The organism is Serratia sp. NGAS9 (assembly GCF_009905295.1).
Lineage (GTDB): Bacteria > Pseudomonadota > Gammaproteobacteria > Enterobacterales > Enterobacteriaceae > Serratia > Serratia bockelmannii.
In genome coordinates this window covers 3,343,571-3,357,618 of record NZ_CP047605.1, presented here as the reverse complement: position 1 = coordinate 3,357,618, position 14,048 = coordinate 3,343,571, and the positions used below count along the sequence as shown (strand labels likewise).

Below are 14,048 nucleotides of genomic sequence, written 5' to 3'. Positions count from 1 at the left end.
GGACATCTGGCGTTGGCGCTTTCGGCAGGGGATCACATCGGCCAAACCGCCTCGCGCACGGCGATCGCTCTGGGCAGCAGCCCGAGGGCGTAGAAGCGGTCGGCGATGCTTTGCTGCTGGCGGATCACCTGTAAATCCATGGCGCGAACCTCGTGGCTGCGGCGCGACAGCGCGAGTTCCAGTGAGGCGCTCGCCAGCCCCAGTTCGTTGGAAAGGTGACGAGCGGCTTCTCTCGGCTGCGCGGCGATGTAGCGGCCGGTGTGCTGCAGCGCCTGCATCAGCGGCCGCAACAGATCGTCCGAACGCTCGGCGAAGCCGCGGCGCGCCAGGTAGAATTGCTGATTGAGCACCCGCTGGGTGCCGTCGGCGATCACGCGCAGTTCCCCGTTGCGCTGCGCGTCGCTGAGCAGCGGATCCCACATCATCCAGGCGTCTACCGCCTGCAGGTCGGTCGCCGACAGCGGATACTTCGGCGGCGCGTAGACGATACGCACGTCGTTCAACGTCAATCCCTGTTCGTCCAGCATCTGCAACAATAAATAGTGCACGTTGGAGCCTTTGTTGAGCGCGATGCGTTTGCCGCGCAGATCGGCGGCGCTGCGTATTGGGCTGTCTTGCGGCACCACCATCGCCACGCTCTGCGGCGCAGGCGGCTCAAAACCGACGTACACCAGCGCATTGCCCTGTGCCTGGGCGAAGATCGGCGGCACTTCGCCGGTGGTGCCGAAGTCTATCTCATCGCCGTCGAGCGCGTGCAGCAGCTGCGGCCCGGCGGGAAACTCGCTCCACAACACGCTGATGCGCTGTGTGGCGAAGAGCTGTTCCAGGCTTTGCCGCGCCTTGAGCACCCCGAGGTTGCCGAACTTTTGATAGCCGATGCGCAGTTCGCGTTCGGGCAGAGACGCTGCGGCGATGGCCGGTGAATGTGCGGGTGCGCCGGCGCTGCGACGGCGCGGTTTGATCAGACCAAGATGTGCCAAATGGGTGCGCAGGGTATTGCGGCTGACGCCAAGCAACGCCGCCGCTTGCAGCTGGTTGCCGCCGCTGCTTTCGAAGGCGTTGCGCACCAGCGCATCCAGCACCCGTTGGTAAAGCTGTGCGCTGTCGCCTTGCAACTGCCGCTGCACAAAGCGGTCGATGGCGTCGTCACTGCTGCCGTCGTTATCCGTCAGGCGATGGGTGAGCTGCAGTTGCTGCGGTGCGATCGCCCCCTCCTGGCTCAGCAAGACCGCATTATGCAGCGTGTTCTCCAGCTCGCGCACGTTGCCAGGCCAAGGGTAGTCCAGCAGCGCCTGCTGCGCTTCCGCCGTCAACCGCGGCAGTGGCCGTTCCAGACGGCGGGCGTACAGCGCAAGAAAATGTCTGGCCAGCACCGGAATATCCTCCGGCCGCTGGCGCAAGGGCGGTAAAGTCACCGCCGCCACGTTCAGGCGGTAATAGAGATCTTCACGGAACCGCCGTTGGCGAATCGCGCCGGCCAGATCGACGTGAGTGGCGGCGATGACCCGCACATCGATCTTCAGCGGTTTGCGCGAACCGACGCGGGTGATCTCCCGTTCCTGCAGCACGCGCAGCAGCTTGACCTGCAGCGACAGGTTCAACTCGCCGATCTCGTCCAGCAGCAGGGTGCCGCCTTCCGCCGCTTCGAACCAGCCCTGATGAGTGCCGACGGCGCCGGTGAAGGCGCCTTTCTCATGGCCGAACAGTTCGGCTTCCGCCAGGCTTTCCGTCAGCGCGCCGCAGTTGACCGCCAGGAAAGGTTGATGGCGGCGCGCGCTGTGGTGGTGCAGATAGCGCGCCACCACTTCTTTGCCGGTGCCGGTTTCACCGACGATCAGCACGGTGGCGTCGGTGGGAGCCAGCCGATCGAGCACGCTTTGCAGAGCGAGCGACGCCGGATCGATCAGCACCGGCTTGTCGGCGGCGAACGGTTGGGGATCGTACATGGGCGTCTCCTGTCTACGACGATGGGAAAAAAATCTTATCCCAGCCAATGGGCAGCCGCGAGAGGATAAAAGGCGCACGGTGCTGCATTGGCAACAGCTTTCCGCCGCTGCCTGCTGCCAATGCAGCAGTGTTTTGACGTCGATATTTCATCAATATATTGATATTTATTGGTTTTTTAAAATCTGCAATGTGGCATGCATCCTGCTTTTCTTTTTATAACCAAGCAAAGTTTTTCTATCGATAAATACTGAAAATAGTTATATAGGAAAGGCATAAATGACTGAGTCAGTGAAAGAGCGCATCAACGTTTTCTGGTTTCTGCCGACCCACGGCGACGGCCGCTATCTGGGCACGGCGCAGGGCGGGCGCCCGGTGGACCTGCCTTATTTGCAGCAGGTGGCGCTGGCTGCCGACAACCTCGGCTATTACGGCGTGCTGATCCCAACCGGTAAAAGCTGCGAGGATTCCTGGCTGGTGGCGGCGGCGCTGGCGCCGATCACCCGCCGGTTGCGCTACCTGGTGGCGGTGCGCCCCGGCCTGCAGCCGCCGAGCCTGGCGGCGCGCATGGCGGCGACGCTGGATCGGCTGTCGGACGGACGCCTGCTGATCAACGTGGTGACCGGCGGCGATCCGGTGGAAAACAAAGGGGATGGCATCTTCCTCAGCCATGCCGAACGTTACGAAGTGACACAGGAATTTCTCACGGTGTATCAACGGCTGCTGCAAGGGGAGAAGGTGGATTTCAGCGGTAAGCATATTCGCGTCGAAGGCGCCGAATTGCTGTTCCCGCCGGTGCAGGAAAACGGCCCGCCGCTCTATTTCGGCGGCTCATCGCCGGAAGCGATCGACATCGCCGCTGGGCAGATCGACACCTACCTGACCTGGGGCGAACCGCTGGCTCAGGTGGCGGAAAAGCTGGCGGCGGTGCGCCAGCGCGCCGAGCGGCAGGGGCGTAAACTCAGCTATGGCATTCGCCTACACGTTATCGTGCGCGAAACTGAAGACGAAGCCTGGGCGGCGGCCGAGCGACTGATCGCGCATCTGGATGACGACACCATCGCGGCGGCGCAGCAGATCTTTGCGCGCATGGACTCCACCGGCCAGCGCCGCATGAGCGAACTGCACGGCGGCTCGCGCGAGAGTCTGCGCATCGGCCCCAACCTGTGGGCCGGCGTCGGCCTGGTGCGCGGTGGCGCTGGCACCGCATTGGTGGGCAATCCGCAGCAGGTGGCGGCGCGCATACGCGAGTATCAGGCGCTGGGCATCGACAATTTCATCCTTTCCGGCTATCCGCATCTGGAAGAGGCTCACCGCTTCGCCGAGCTGGTGATGCCGCTGCTGCCGCTGGCGCAGTCGGCTCATCAGACGGCTCGCACGATCAATACCGGCCCGTTTGGCGAAACCATCGGCGGCGATCGTCGTCCCGGCCCGGCGCAGCGGGAGGGCTGATGGCGAAGCGTGCCCATATTATCGTTATCGGCGGCGGTTTCACCGGCGCGGCGCTGGCGATCCAGCTGGCGCACGGAGCGGTGGATGTCACGGTGATCGAACCGCGCGCCGCGCCGGGCTATGGCGTGGCGTATTCGACCACCGAGCCGACCCACCGCATCAACGTCCCGGCCGATAGGATGCAGCTGGCGGATGAGCCCGCGGGGGATTTTGACCGCTGGTTCCGTCAGGGCGGCGGGCTGACGGCCGATCCGCAGGCGTTATGGCGCGACGGTAAGGCCTATCCGCAGCGCGGCGCCTTCGGCCGCTATGTCGAGGAACGTTTTCATCAGGCGGCGCAGTCGGGCCAGGCCCGCTTGCGGCACCTGCGCGATCGGGCGCAGTACCTGCAGCCGCAGGCGCAGGGCGCGTCTGTCATCACCGCCGGCGGCGAACGGCTGTGGGGCGATTATGTGGTGTTGGCGACCAGCCATCCGCCGCCCGCGCTGCCGCGGCAGATCGCCCCGGAACTGGCGCGCGACGCGCGGTTAATCGCCAATCCCTGGGCGGAGGGGGCGCTGGATGAGATTGAACCCGATGAATCATTGGCGATCGTCGGCAGCGGGCTGACGATGGCCGATGCGGTGGCGGCGTTGCACCGCCGCGGGCATCGTGGGCCGATTACCGCGTTCTCTCGTCATGGTTTGTTGCCGCGTGCCAATGCCGAAGGGGAGTACCCGACGTGGTCGTTTACCCCGCCATCCGGACTGTGTGACGGGGTGCGGCAGGTGCGCCTTGAAGTGGCGCGCGCCGCTGGGCAACGGGTGCCGTGGCAGGCGGTGTTGGACGAGGTGCGCGCCCAGGGCCAGCGTCTGTGGCAAGCATTGACGCCGACCGAACAGCAGCGCTTTCTGCGGCATCTGCGCGCCTATTGGGACGTGCACCGCTATCGCATTGCGCCGCAGGTGAGCACGTTGCTGGCGGAGCAACAGGCGGCGGGCACGCTGCAGGTATTGGCCGCTCGTTTGCGGCGGGCAGAACCCACGCCGCAGGGCGTGCGTTTGACGATTCTGCCGCGCCAGGGCGCAGAGCGGGCGCTGCAGGCGCAGCGGCTGCTGATCGCTACGGGTCCGGCCCATGCCGGCCTGATCGCCGCCAGCCCGTTGCTCAGCTCGCTGGCGGAGCAGGGGGCGCTGCGCGCCGATCCGCTGGGATTGGGGCTGTGGGTCAATGCCGACAGCCAGGCGATCGGCGGCGACGGCCTTGCCAACCCGCGCCTGCTGGTGGCCGGCCCGGCGGCGCGTGGCCGCTTCGGCGAACTGATGGGGCTGCCGCAGGTGGCGGAACACGCCCAAAGCGTCGCGCAATATCTGCTGGCGCGATGTCCGGCTGCAAACTGATCGTCCATTCCCGTTTTTAACACCCTAAGACCCCCCATCCGGCCCGGCTCCGCCCGTGGCCGGCAGATAATTGTGGAGCTCGCTATGTCATCGCAACGTGAAATTCGTCTTAACGCTTTTGATATGAACTGCGTCGGCCATCAGTCGCCGGGGCTGTGGGCGCACCCGCGCGACCGTTCCTGGCAGTATAAGGATCTCGAATATTGGACCGATCTGGCGCGCCTGCTGGAACGCGGCAAGTTCGATGGATTGTTTATCGCCGACGTGCTGGGGATTTACGACGTGCTTAACGGCAGCGGCGACGCGGCGATCCGCCAGGCGACGCAGGTGCCGGTTAACGATCCGCTGGCGCTGGTGACGCCGATGGCGCTGGTTACCGAACATCTCGGCTTCGGGTTGACCGCCTCGCTGTCATTTGAGCACCCTTATCCTTTCGCCCGCAGATTGTCGACGCTTGATCACCTGACCAAGGGGCGTATCGGTTGGAATATCGTCACTTCTTACCTGGAGAGCGGCGCGCGCAATATTGGCCACCGGGCGCAGACCGATCACGATGCGCGCTACGACTACGCCGATGAATACCTACAGGTGGTTTACAAGCTGCTGGAGGGCAGTTGGGAAGACGGCGCGATTTTGCGCGATCGTCAGCGGCGCATCTTCAGCGATCCGGCGAAAATTCATCCGATCAACCACAAAGGCGAGTTCTTCCAGGTGCCGGGCATTCACCTGAGCGAGCCTTCGCCGCAGCGCACGCCAGTGTTGTATCAGGCCGGCGCTTCCAGCCGTGGCAAGCAATTTGCCGCGGAGCACGCCGAATGCGTGTTTGTCGCCTCTCCTTCGAAAACCTTGCTGAAAAAAACCGTGGCCGATATCCGCCGCCGCGCCGCCGAGGCCGGGCGCGACCCGCGCAGCATCCTGATCTTCAACCTGCAGACGGTGATCGTCGGTGAAACTGACCGGCAGGCGCAGGAAAAATGGCGGGAATACAAATCCTATACCAGCTACGAAGGCGCGCTGGCGCTGGTGTCCGGCTGGACCGGCATCGATTTCGGTCAGTATCAGCCGGATCAGGTGCTGAAGCATCTGCACACCAATGCCATTCAGTCGGCGGTGGAAACTTTCTCCAGCGCCGATCCCTGCCGTGAATGGACCGTACAGGGCATCGCCGAATGGGTCGGCATCGGCGGTTTCGGCCCGCTGTTGGTGGGCGGCCCGCAAACCGTGGCCGACGAACTGCAGGCGTGGGTGGAGGAAACGGATGTTGACGGTTTCAATTTGGCCTACGCCGTTACCCATGAAACCTTCACCGACGTGGTGGAACTGCTTATCCCCGAGCTGCAAAAACGCGGAGTGTATAAGCGCGACTACACAGCGGGCACTCTGCGAGAAAAATTGTTCAATCAGGGGCCGCGCCTGGCAGAGCCGCACCCGGCGGTGGGCTACCGCTGGCCGGCCGGCGCGCTCTTGGCCGATGCACTGAGCGTCAAGTGAGGATGCGATGATAGAGATTGAAGGATTGCACAAGGCTTACCGCGCGCCGGACGGGCGACGGATTGAGGTGCTGAAGGGCGTTTCGCTGCAGGTGCCGGCCGGATCGATTACCGCCGTGGTCGGCCCCAGCGGGGCGGGCAAATCGACGCTGGCGAAATGCATCAGCCTGCTGGAGCGGCCGAGCAGCGGCAGTATCCGGGTGAACGGCCAGGACTTGTCGCGGCTTGCGGGCGAGGCGCTGCGCAGGGAGCGGCGGGCGATAGGCACGGTGTTCCAGTCTTCCGCGCTGCTGCAGCGTAAAACCGCCTGGCAGAATGTGGCGCTGCCGTTGACCTATCTGGGCGTGGTGCCGCGCGATATCGACAAGCGGGTAAAGAGCCTGCTGGCAGCGGTAGGGTTGGCGGACAAGGCGGCGTTTTACCCGGCTCAGCTGTCCGGCGGCCAGCGCCAAAGGGTCGGCATCGCCCGCGCGCTGGCGCTGAATCCGTCGGTGCTGCTGGCGGATGAGGCCACCTCCGGGCTGGATCCGGACGCCACCGGGGCCATTCTCAGCCTGCTTAAACAGCTGCGCGATCGGTATGGCCTGTCGATCATCCTGATCACCCACGAGATGGATGCGGTGCGCGACGCCGCCGACGCGGTGGCCGAGATCCGCGACGGCGTGATTGTGCAGCAAGGGCCGGTGCGCGAGCTGTTGGCGGCGCCCGATTCCTCGCTGGGCCGCCAGCTGTTCCCGCTGAAGACGCTGGCGTCCGATGCCGCGTTGCGGCTGCAGGTGACCTATTCCGCCCGTCAGCCGGCGGCCACCGACTGGATCAGCCGCATCAGCCGCCAACTCGACCTGCAGATCGATCTGCTGGGCGGCCACGTTGAAGTGGTGGGCGGCAGCCTGGCCGGGCGGTTAGAGATTGCGGTGCGTTTTGGCGGCGGTTCGCGTTCGGTGGCTGAACTGCAGGGCGAGCTGCGACGGTTGGGCATTCTCGCCGAGGTGCTGGAACAGCCGGCGGCCTTGCAGGAGGCGGTATGAAAAATCTGTCTGACAGCGTGATGAGCCAGGACACACCCTGGCGCGAGATCCATCGGTTGATGCTGCCGGCCTACGGCGAAACCTGGCTGATGGTCGGCATCGTGATGCTGTTTGTGGTGGCGATCGGCGGCGCCGTCGGCGTGGTGTTGTTCAACACCTCATCGCGCGGCTTGTTTCCGCGCCCGGCGCTGAATCGCGCGCTGAGCTGGTTGGTGAACATGGGCCGTTCGCTGCCGTTTCTGGTGCTGATGGCGGCGATTATTCCGTTCACCTTCTGGTTGACCGGCACCACCATCGGCATTCCGGCGGCGGTGATCCCGATGATCGTCGCCGGCATTCCGTTCTTTGGCCGGCTGGTGGAGAACGCGCTGCGCGAACTGCCGCCGGAGGTGACGGCGGTGGGGCTGGTGTCCGGCGGTTCGATCTGGCAGATAGTCACCCGCGCGCAGCTCAGCGAGGCGCTGCCGGCGATCGTCGCCGCCATCACGCTGAACGTCATCTCGATGATCGAGTATTCGGCCATCGCCGGCACCATTGGCGCGGGCGGCATCGGCTATCTGGCGGTGGTGTACGGCTACCAGCGTTTCGACAATCACATCATGATCGCCACCATTGTGGTGCTGATCGCCACGATTCAACTGATTCAGTTTATTGGTGACCGCCTGGTCGCCGCGTTGCGTCATCATCAGGAAACCTTTTAATCATGCCTAATCACGATTTTGAGATAGTGAAGAAGAAACGCTGGCCGTGGCCGGTGGGTATCGCGGCGGTGGCGATTGTCGCCGCCGCGGTTTGGCACTTCAGCGCCGGCCAGCAGCAGACGGTGCAGTTCGGCAGCACGCTGAAAGTGCACTTTGAGCCGGCGATGGCCGGAGAGCAGCGGGTGATCGAGTACGTCGGCGACCATATCGCGCCGGATTACGGCCTTAGGCTGGAGGCGGTTGGCCTGCAGGATCCGGTGCAGGCCGATCGTGCGGTGGCGCAGGGGCAGTACGCCGCCACGATCTACCAGCACCAATGGTGGCTAAAGCAGGTGGTAGATGCCAATGGTTTTAAGCTGACCCCGACGCTGCCGGTGTTTCAGTGGGCGTTTGGCATTTATTCCGACCGCTATACGTCGATCGCGGAGTTGCCGGACGGCGCGGAGATCGTGGTGCCCAACGACGGCGCCAATCAGGGGCAGGCGTTGTGGCTGCTGCAGCGCATTGGACTGATCGGGCTGGATCCGGCGATCGAGGCGCGCACCGCCAGGCTGAAAGACATTCGCGAGAACAAACGCCATTTTAACTTCAAGGAGTTGGATTTGCTGACCATGCCGCGCGCGCTGAATTCGGTAGATGCGGCCATTGGCTATGTGTCGCAGTTCGACGCCGGCAAGGTGCCGCGTGAGAAGGGCATCTTGTTCCCACCGGCGCCGAAGACCTTCGCCTCGCAGCTGGTGATTGGCACGCCCTATCTGCAGGACGAAAATATTCGCAAGCTGCAGCGGGCGTTTGCCGATCCCAGGTTGCAGGCGTGGCTGAAAAGCACCGACGACCCGCTGGTGAAAGGCGTGCTGGTGCCGGTATCGGCAGAATAATCCCCGCCCGAAATGACCGTGATAAAGACCGGATTAACGCGCGTTAATCCGGCGCTTTTGTTACGCTGTAACAATGTTTAATTTATTGATATTAATGATATTTATAGAAGAAATTGTTGTTTGTCGGCGTAATTTTTTCACCCTATAAACGAGGTGTCACCTGCCAATTACAACGAGGAAGCTATGAGTACCTTAAATATCGATACCGCGCCGCCGTTATCTGCGCCCATCGGCTCGGCCAGCGATGTGGCGCGTTTGATTAACCAGCGCAGCGAGAAAAATACCCATGCGCGCATGATCGTGCTGTTGGCGCTGGGCGGTGTTTTTCTCGATGCCTATGACCTGACCACGCTGTCTTACGGCATCGATGACGTGGTGCGTGAATTCAGCCTCAGCCCGCTGCTGACCGGGGTGGTAACTTCTTCGATCATGGTCGGGACCATTCTCGGCAACCTGGTCGGCGGCTGGTTGACCGATAAGTACGGCCGCTATCAGGTGTTTATGGCCGATATGCTGTTTTTTGTGGTTTCCGCCATCGCCGCCGGGCTGGCGCCCAACGTCTGGGTGCTGATCGGCGCGCGCTTTTTGATGGGGATCGGCGTCGGCATTGATTTGCCGGTGGCGATGGCCTATCTGGCCGAATTCTCCAAATTCACCGGCAAGGCCAACAAGGCGTCGCGCCTGGCGGCCTGGTGCCCGATGTGGTACGCCGCTTCGTCGGTGTGTTTTCTGATCATCTTTGCGCTCTATTTTCTATTGCCGGCCGAATATGCGAACTGGCTGTGGCGCGCCTCGTTGATTTTCGGCGCCGTGCCGGCGTTGCTGATCATCATGGTGCGCAGCAAGTTTATGAACGAGTCGCCGCTGTGGGCCGCTAACCAGGGCGATCTGAAAGAGGCGGCGCGCATCCTGCGCGAGTCATACGGCATTGCCGCCCATGAGGCGGAACCTGACGCCGCCCAACCGGCGGCGCCGCCGAAGGTCAGCTTCCGCGTGCTGTTCCGCAAGCCGTACCGCGAGCGCACGCTGGTCGCCAGCGTGATGAACGTTTGCATTTCCTTTGAATACACCGCCATCGCCTTCTTTCTGCCGTCGATTCTGGCGCAGTTTCTCGGCGCCGGGGTGTTTGAAACTATCTCCGCTTCGCTCGGGCTGAACGTGCTGTTCGCTTTTACCGGTGGCCTGCTCGGCATGCGTCTGGCATGGAAGTATCCGTCGCGCCACGTGGCGATCGCCGGATTCGCGCTGCAGTTTATCGCGCTGATTGCCCTGGCGTTGATCGGACATCCGCAGGCGGCGTTCGGCGTTGGGCTGGCGATCCTGATGTTGGGCCTATGGCTGTTCGCCGAAGGATTCGGCCCCGGCGCGCAGATGATGATTTATCCGGCGCTCTCTTACCCGACGGCGATCCGCGCCACCGGCGTCGGTTTCGGCCGTTCGCTGTCCGGTATCGGCAGCGCGCTGGCGCTGTTTATTCTGCCGATTTTGCAGGCGCGCTTCGGCACCGACATGTTTTGGATTGTTTCACTGGCGGCGGCGATCCCCATCGTCTTCCTGCTGATCATTCGCTTTGAACCGACGGCGCACGATATCGACGATCTGGCCGATCGCGCTTAACCACAGAGGACACTGACATGACGCAACACCTGTTATCCACCGGAGCAGACTACGCACAGCTGGCCGCGCGTTTTCGGCCGATCTTCGCCGAAATCGCCGCCGGGGCGGTGGAGCGAGAGCTGTCGCGCACGCTGCCGCATGAACCGATCCGTTGGCTGAAAGAGGCGGGGTTCGGCAAGGTGCGCCTCCCGCGTGAAAAGGGCGGCGACGGCGCTTCGTTGCCGCAGCTGTTCGAACTGCTGACCGAACTGGCGGAGGCGGACTCTAACCTGCCGCAGGCGCTGCGGGCGCATTTCGCCTTCGTGGAAGATCGGCTGAACGCGCCGGACGGCCCGGAGCGCGATCGCTGGTTCGAACGCTTTCTCGACGGCGAGCTGGTCGGCAGCGGTTGGACCGAGATCGGCGGCGTGAAGCTGGGGCAGGTCAATACCCGGGTAACGCCACAGGCCGACGGCTGGTCGCTCAACGGCGAGAAATTTTACAGCACCGGCAGTCTGTTTGCCGATTGGATCGACGTGTATGCCGAGCGTAGCGACAACGGCGGCCCGGTGATCGCTTTGGTGAACGTCACCCAGCCGGGCGTAGAGCGCGACGACGACTGGGACGGATTTGGCCAACGCACTACCGGCAGCGGCACCACGCGTTTTATTGATGCGCAGGTCGAGCAGGCGCACGTCTACGCCTTTGCCGAGCGCTTCCGTTACCAAACTGCGTTCTATCAGCATGTGTTGCTGGCGACGCTGGCGGGGATCGGTCGCGCGGTGCTGCGAGACGTCGGCGAGGGCGTGAGGCAACGTAAAAGGATCTATAGCCACGGCAACGCCGGTTGGGTGAAGGACGACGTGCAGATCCAGCAGGTGGTGGGGCAAATCAGCGCCTGGGCCTATGCGGTTGAGGCGACGGTGCTAAAAGCGACTTCCTCGCTGCAGCAGGCTTATGAGGCGCATCGTTCCGGCGATGAAGCGCTGCTGCAGGCGCTTAACGTGACGGCGGAACTGGACGCCGCCAGGGCGCAGGTCATCGCCGGGGAGTGGGTGCAGCGCGCCGCCGGTGAATTGTTCAATGCGCTCGGCGCTTCAGATACCCGTACCGGCAAGGCGTTGGATCGCCACTGGCGCAATGCGCGCACGCTCTCTTCACATAATCCGGTGATCTACAAGGCGCGCAATATCGGTGACTGGGAAATTAACCGCCATACGCCGACCTTTATCTGGCAAATCGGCAGTGGCGGTTGAGGCCGTGGCTATTCCGTCCAAACCTGCGTGCTGCGCGGGCTGTCCATCTGATAATCCGAATAGGGGCGGGTGAAGAACTCGCGCCCCAACTCGCGGGCGGCCTGCAGCGGGTTGCGCGGATCGCGGGCGATCTCAGCGCGCTGGTTGCCGGCGCCGTGCACCAGCCCGACGAAGGCGGAATGGGTGTAACGGCTGAACTCCTGGATCTGATGCACGATGCCCAGCGCCGCGCCAGGATAAGTTTCTTCCGACGCCACCGCCAGCCCGATGCGTTTGCCGCTCATGCGTTGGTGCACCTGTTCCGCCTGAGGGTAGGCGTTGGAATAGAAGCTGAACGAGCGATCGAAAAAGGCCTTGGTTTGCGCCGACATGCCGTACCAGTAAATCGGCGTGCAAAATACCGCGCCGTCGGCCGGCAGGAAGTGCTCCAGGAACAGCTCGGCGTAGCGATCGCCCGGCGGCGGCGTATGGCGTTCATCGCTCAGAAAACCGCTCAGGTAATCATCGAGAAAATGCAGGCTGGCGACGGTGCCGGCTTCGGCGGCGCCCACCAGGATCGCCTGCGCCAGCGTGGCGCTGTTGCCGTCACGGCGCGGGCTGCCGACCAGCACAACCAGACGTTTGGATTGATGAGTTGTATTCATGTCATGTTCCTCGGTATGAAGTGAATTCAACCCTACTTTAGAAACAAGTGACGGCAGGCGACAAATGACGGCTTTTCTGCCAGGATGAATTCAACTCACCTAGAGGGATTTCGCCATGTTCGCCACGCTGCCCGTCAACGCATTACGCACCTTTGAATCCGCCGCTCGCCTGCGCAGCTTCAAGCTGGCGGCGGCCGAGCTGGCGGTGACGCCGACGGCGATCTCGCACCAGATCAAAGCGCTGGAGCAGCAGTTGGGGTTTGCGCTGTTCGAGCGAGTGCCGCGCGGCGTGCGGCTGACGGCGAAGGGAGAAACGCTGTTCGCCGGGGTGCACGGCGCGCTGCTGGACGTCGCCGCCACGCTCGAAGGCCTGCGGCCGCAGCCCAGCAGCGGCTCGCTATGCGTCTCGGTGACGCACTCGTTCGCGGCGCTGTGGTTGGTGCCGCGCCTGGGGCGTTTCTACCAGGCGTACCCGCACTATCTGGTGCGCCTGGAGGCCTGCGCCGAGGTGATCGATCTGCAGCAGGACGCCAGCGTGGATGTGGCGGTGCGTTACAGTCGCGCACACTATCCCTCGCTGCATCAGACGGCGCGGCTGGAGGAGAGCTTTGGCGTTTACGCCGCGCCGGGGCTGGCTGCCGCCGAACCGGAAAATCCGGTGCTGATCACCGTGAAGTGGGGGGATTCTGCGCTGTACGACAGCGGTTGGCATGACTGGTGCCGGGCCGCCGGCGTGGACTGGTGGCAGCGCCATGCGGCGATGCGCAGCTATCACGAGGAACATTACGCCCTGCAGGCGGCGGTGGCCGGGCAGGGGTTGGTGCTCGCCAGCTCGGTGATGGTGTCCGAGATGGTGGACAACGGTCTGCTGGTGGCGTACCGGCCGGAGGTGCGCGTTCCGGGTGCCGCGTACAGCGTGTTGTGCGCGCCGGGACGCGAGCGGCACCCGCCGGTCAGGGCGTTTCTCGCCTGGCTGCAGCAGGAACTGCCGCAAGGCAATGGCACGAAATAAAAGTTTTACCGTCCTAAGCTGTGGGAATATCAGCGAACTTTTGTTTTTACTTCACTGCGAGAACCTATCATGAGCCAGCCAAGAACCTCCGATTACCCGATTGACGCGCAATTTATCGAGCGCTGGTCGCCGCGCGCGATGACCAACGACGCCATCGACGATCAAACGCTGCTGAGCTTCTTTGAAGCGGCGCGCTGGTCGCCTTCGGCCTACAACATTCAGCCGTGGCGCTTTGCCTACAGCAAGCACGGCTCCGACAGCTGGGAGAACTACCTGGAGTTCCTGATCGACTTCAACCGCGGCTGGGCGCAGCACGCCTCGGCGCTGGTGGTGATCGTCTCCAAAACCACCAGCCTGAACGGCGAGCGGCTGGTGGACAACCCGACCCACGCGTTCGACACCGGCGCCGCCTGGGCCAACATGGCGCATCAGGCGCACCTGAAAGGCTGGCTGACCCACTGCATGAGCGGCATTCACCACGACAAGATCAAAGCGGCGTTGCAGCTGCCGGACGACTATGCGGTGCACGCCATGGTGGCGATCGGCAAACCGGGCGACAAAGCCCGCCTGCCGGATTTCCTGCAGGAAAAAGAGGCGCCGTCGGGCCGCCTGCCGCTGGGCAAGACCGTCAGCGAAGGGCTGAATTTCACGCTGTGATTGCCCGCGTT

Annotated in this window: 12 protein-coding genes; 10 read left to right on the top strand and 2 right to left on the bottom strand. The window is 63.4% G+C overall.

The features are described 5' to 3' along the window. Positions 1-32 precede the first annotated feature (32 nt). Positions 33-1,946 (bottom strand): sigma-54-dependent Fis family transcriptional regulator, encoded by a 1,914-nt coding sequence (locus GUC32_RS16005; protein WP_142590240.1) that lies wholly within the window; start codon positions 1,944-1,946, stop codon positions 33-35. Positions 1,947-2,223: 277 nt separating this feature from the next. Here GUC32_RS16005 and ssuD point away from each other — a divergent pair, with 277 nt between their 5' ends. From ssuD to GUC32_RS15965, 8 genes are all read left to right on the top strand, one after another. Beyond that, positions 2,224-3,396 (top strand): FMNH2-dependent alkanesulfonate monooxygenase, encoded by a 1,173-nt coding sequence (gene ssuD / locus GUC32_RS16000; protein WP_043143175.1) that lies wholly within the window; start codon positions 2,224-2,226, stop codon positions 3,394-3,396. Continuing rightward, positions 3,396-4,775 carry an FAD/NAD(P)-binding protein gene (locus GUC32_RS15995; protein WP_142590241.1) on the top strand — a complete coding sequence of 460 codons (1,380 nt, stop codon included), beginning with the start codon at positions 3,396-3,398 and terminating at the stop codon, positions 4,773-4,775. Before ssuD ends, GUC32_RS15995 begins: the two co-directional genes overlap by 1 nt. Before the next feature lie 84 nt (positions 4,776-4,859). Next, positions 4,860-6,266 carry an LLM class flavin-dependent oxidoreductase gene (locus GUC32_RS15990; protein WP_369435316.1) on the top strand — a complete coding sequence of 469 codons (1,407 nt, stop codon included), beginning with the start codon at positions 4,860-4,862 and terminating at the stop codon, positions 6,264-6,266. 7 nt (positions 6,267-6,273) lie between these two features. Beyond that, on the top strand, positions 6,274-7,293 hold the full coding sequence (locus tag GUC32_RS15985) for a methionine ABC transporter ATP-binding protein (protein WP_043143177.1): 1,020 nt from the start codon (positions 6,274-6,276) through the stop codon (positions 7,291-7,293). Positions 7,294-7,298: 5 nt separating this feature from the next. Then, entirely contained in the window at positions 7,299-7,994 is a 696-nt protein-coding gene (locus GUC32_RS15980; protein ID WP_025303421.1) for a methionine ABC transporter permease, read from the top strand. Positions 7,995-7,996: 2 nt separating this feature from the next. Further along, on the top strand, positions 7,997-8,872 hold the full coding sequence (locus tag GUC32_RS15975) for a MetQ/NlpA family ABC transporter substrate-binding protein (protein ID WP_089196030.1): 876 nt from the start codon (positions 7,997-7,999) through the stop codon (positions 8,870-8,872). 183 nt (positions 8,873-9,055) lie between these two features. Beyond that, complete coding sequence (locus GUC32_RS15970; protein ID WP_025303419.1) at positions 9,056-10,489, top strand: MFS transporter; 1,434 nt, start codon at positions 9,056-9,058, stop codon at positions 10,487-10,489. A gap of 17 nt (positions 10,490-10,506) precedes the next feature. Beyond that, positions 10,507-11,724: an acyl-CoA dehydrogenase family protein gene (locus tag GUC32_RS15965; RefSeq protein ID WP_089196029.1), complete on the top strand. Its 1,218-nt coding sequence runs from the start codon at positions 10,507-10,509 to the stop codon at positions 11,722-11,724. Between the two features lie 8 nt (positions 11,725-11,732). On the opposite strand, the gene GUC32_RS15960 is transcribed toward GUC32_RS15965, so the two are convergent. Beyond that, positions 11,733-12,368: a flavodoxin family protein gene (locus GUC32_RS15960; RefSeq protein ID WP_049208746.1), complete on the bottom strand. Its 636-nt coding sequence runs from the start codon at positions 12,366-12,368 to the stop codon at positions 11,733-11,735. 115 nt (positions 12,369-12,483) lie between these two features. On the opposite strand from GUC32_RS15960, the gene GUC32_RS15955 reads away from it, so the two are divergent. Further along, positions 12,484-13,380, top strand: a complete 897-nt coding sequence (locus GUC32_RS15955) for a LysR substrate-binding domain-containing protein (protein WP_049203552.1) — start codon at positions 12,484-12,486, stop codon at positions 13,378-13,380. A gap of 69 nt (positions 13,381-13,449) precedes the next feature. Further along, positions 13,450-14,037 carry a nitroreductase family protein gene (locus GUC32_RS15950; protein WP_369435315.1) on the top strand — a complete coding sequence of 196 codons (588 nt, stop codon included), beginning with the start codon at positions 13,450-13,452 and terminating at the stop codon, positions 14,035-14,037. Positions 14,038-14,048 lie beyond the last annotated feature (11 nt).

Excerpts from the sequence above, each read along its gene's own strand:
- GUC32_RS16005 (WP_142590240.1), bottom strand. The coding sequence starts at position 1,946 with ATGTACGATCCCCAACCGTTCGCCGCCGACAAGCCGGTGCTGATCGAT.
- ssuD (WP_043143175.1), top strand. The coding sequence starts at position 2,224 with ATGACTGAGTCAGTGAAAGAGCGCATCAACGTTTTCTGGTTTCTGCCG.
- GUC32_RS15995 (WP_142590241.1), top strand. The coding sequence starts at position 3,396 with ATGGCGAAGCGTGCCCATATTATCGTTATCGGCGGCGGTTTCACCGGC.
- GUC32_RS15990 (WP_369435316.1), top strand. The coding sequence starts at position 4,860 with ATGTCATCGCAACGTGAAATTCGTCTTAACGCTTTTGATATGAACTGC.
- GUC32_RS15985 (WP_043143177.1), top strand. The coding sequence starts at position 6,274 with ATGATAGAGATTGAAGGATTGCACAAGGCTTACCGCGCGCCGGACGGG.
- GUC32_RS15975 (WP_089196030.1), top strand. The coding sequence starts at position 7,997 with ATGCCTAATCACGATTTTGAGATAGTGAAGAAGAAACGCTGGCCGTGG.
- GUC32_RS15970 (WP_025303419.1), top strand. The coding sequence starts at position 9,056 with ATGAGTACCTTAAATATCGATACCGCGCCGCCGTTATCTGCGCCCATC.
- GUC32_RS15965 (WP_089196029.1), top strand. The coding sequence starts at position 10,507 with ATGACGCAACACCTGTTATCCACCGGAGCAGACTACGCACAGCTGGCC.
- GUC32_RS15960 (WP_049208746.1), bottom strand. The coding sequence starts at position 12,368 with ATGAATACAACTCATCAATCCAAACGTCTGGTTGTGCTGGTCGGCAGC.
- GUC32_RS15955 (WP_049203552.1), top strand. The coding sequence starts at position 12,484 with ATGTTCGCCACGCTGCCCGTCAACGCATTACGCACCTTTGAATCCGCC.
- GUC32_RS15950 (WP_369435315.1), top strand. The coding sequence starts at position 13,450 with ATGAGCCAGCCAAGAACCTCCGATTACCCGATTGACGCGCAATTTATC.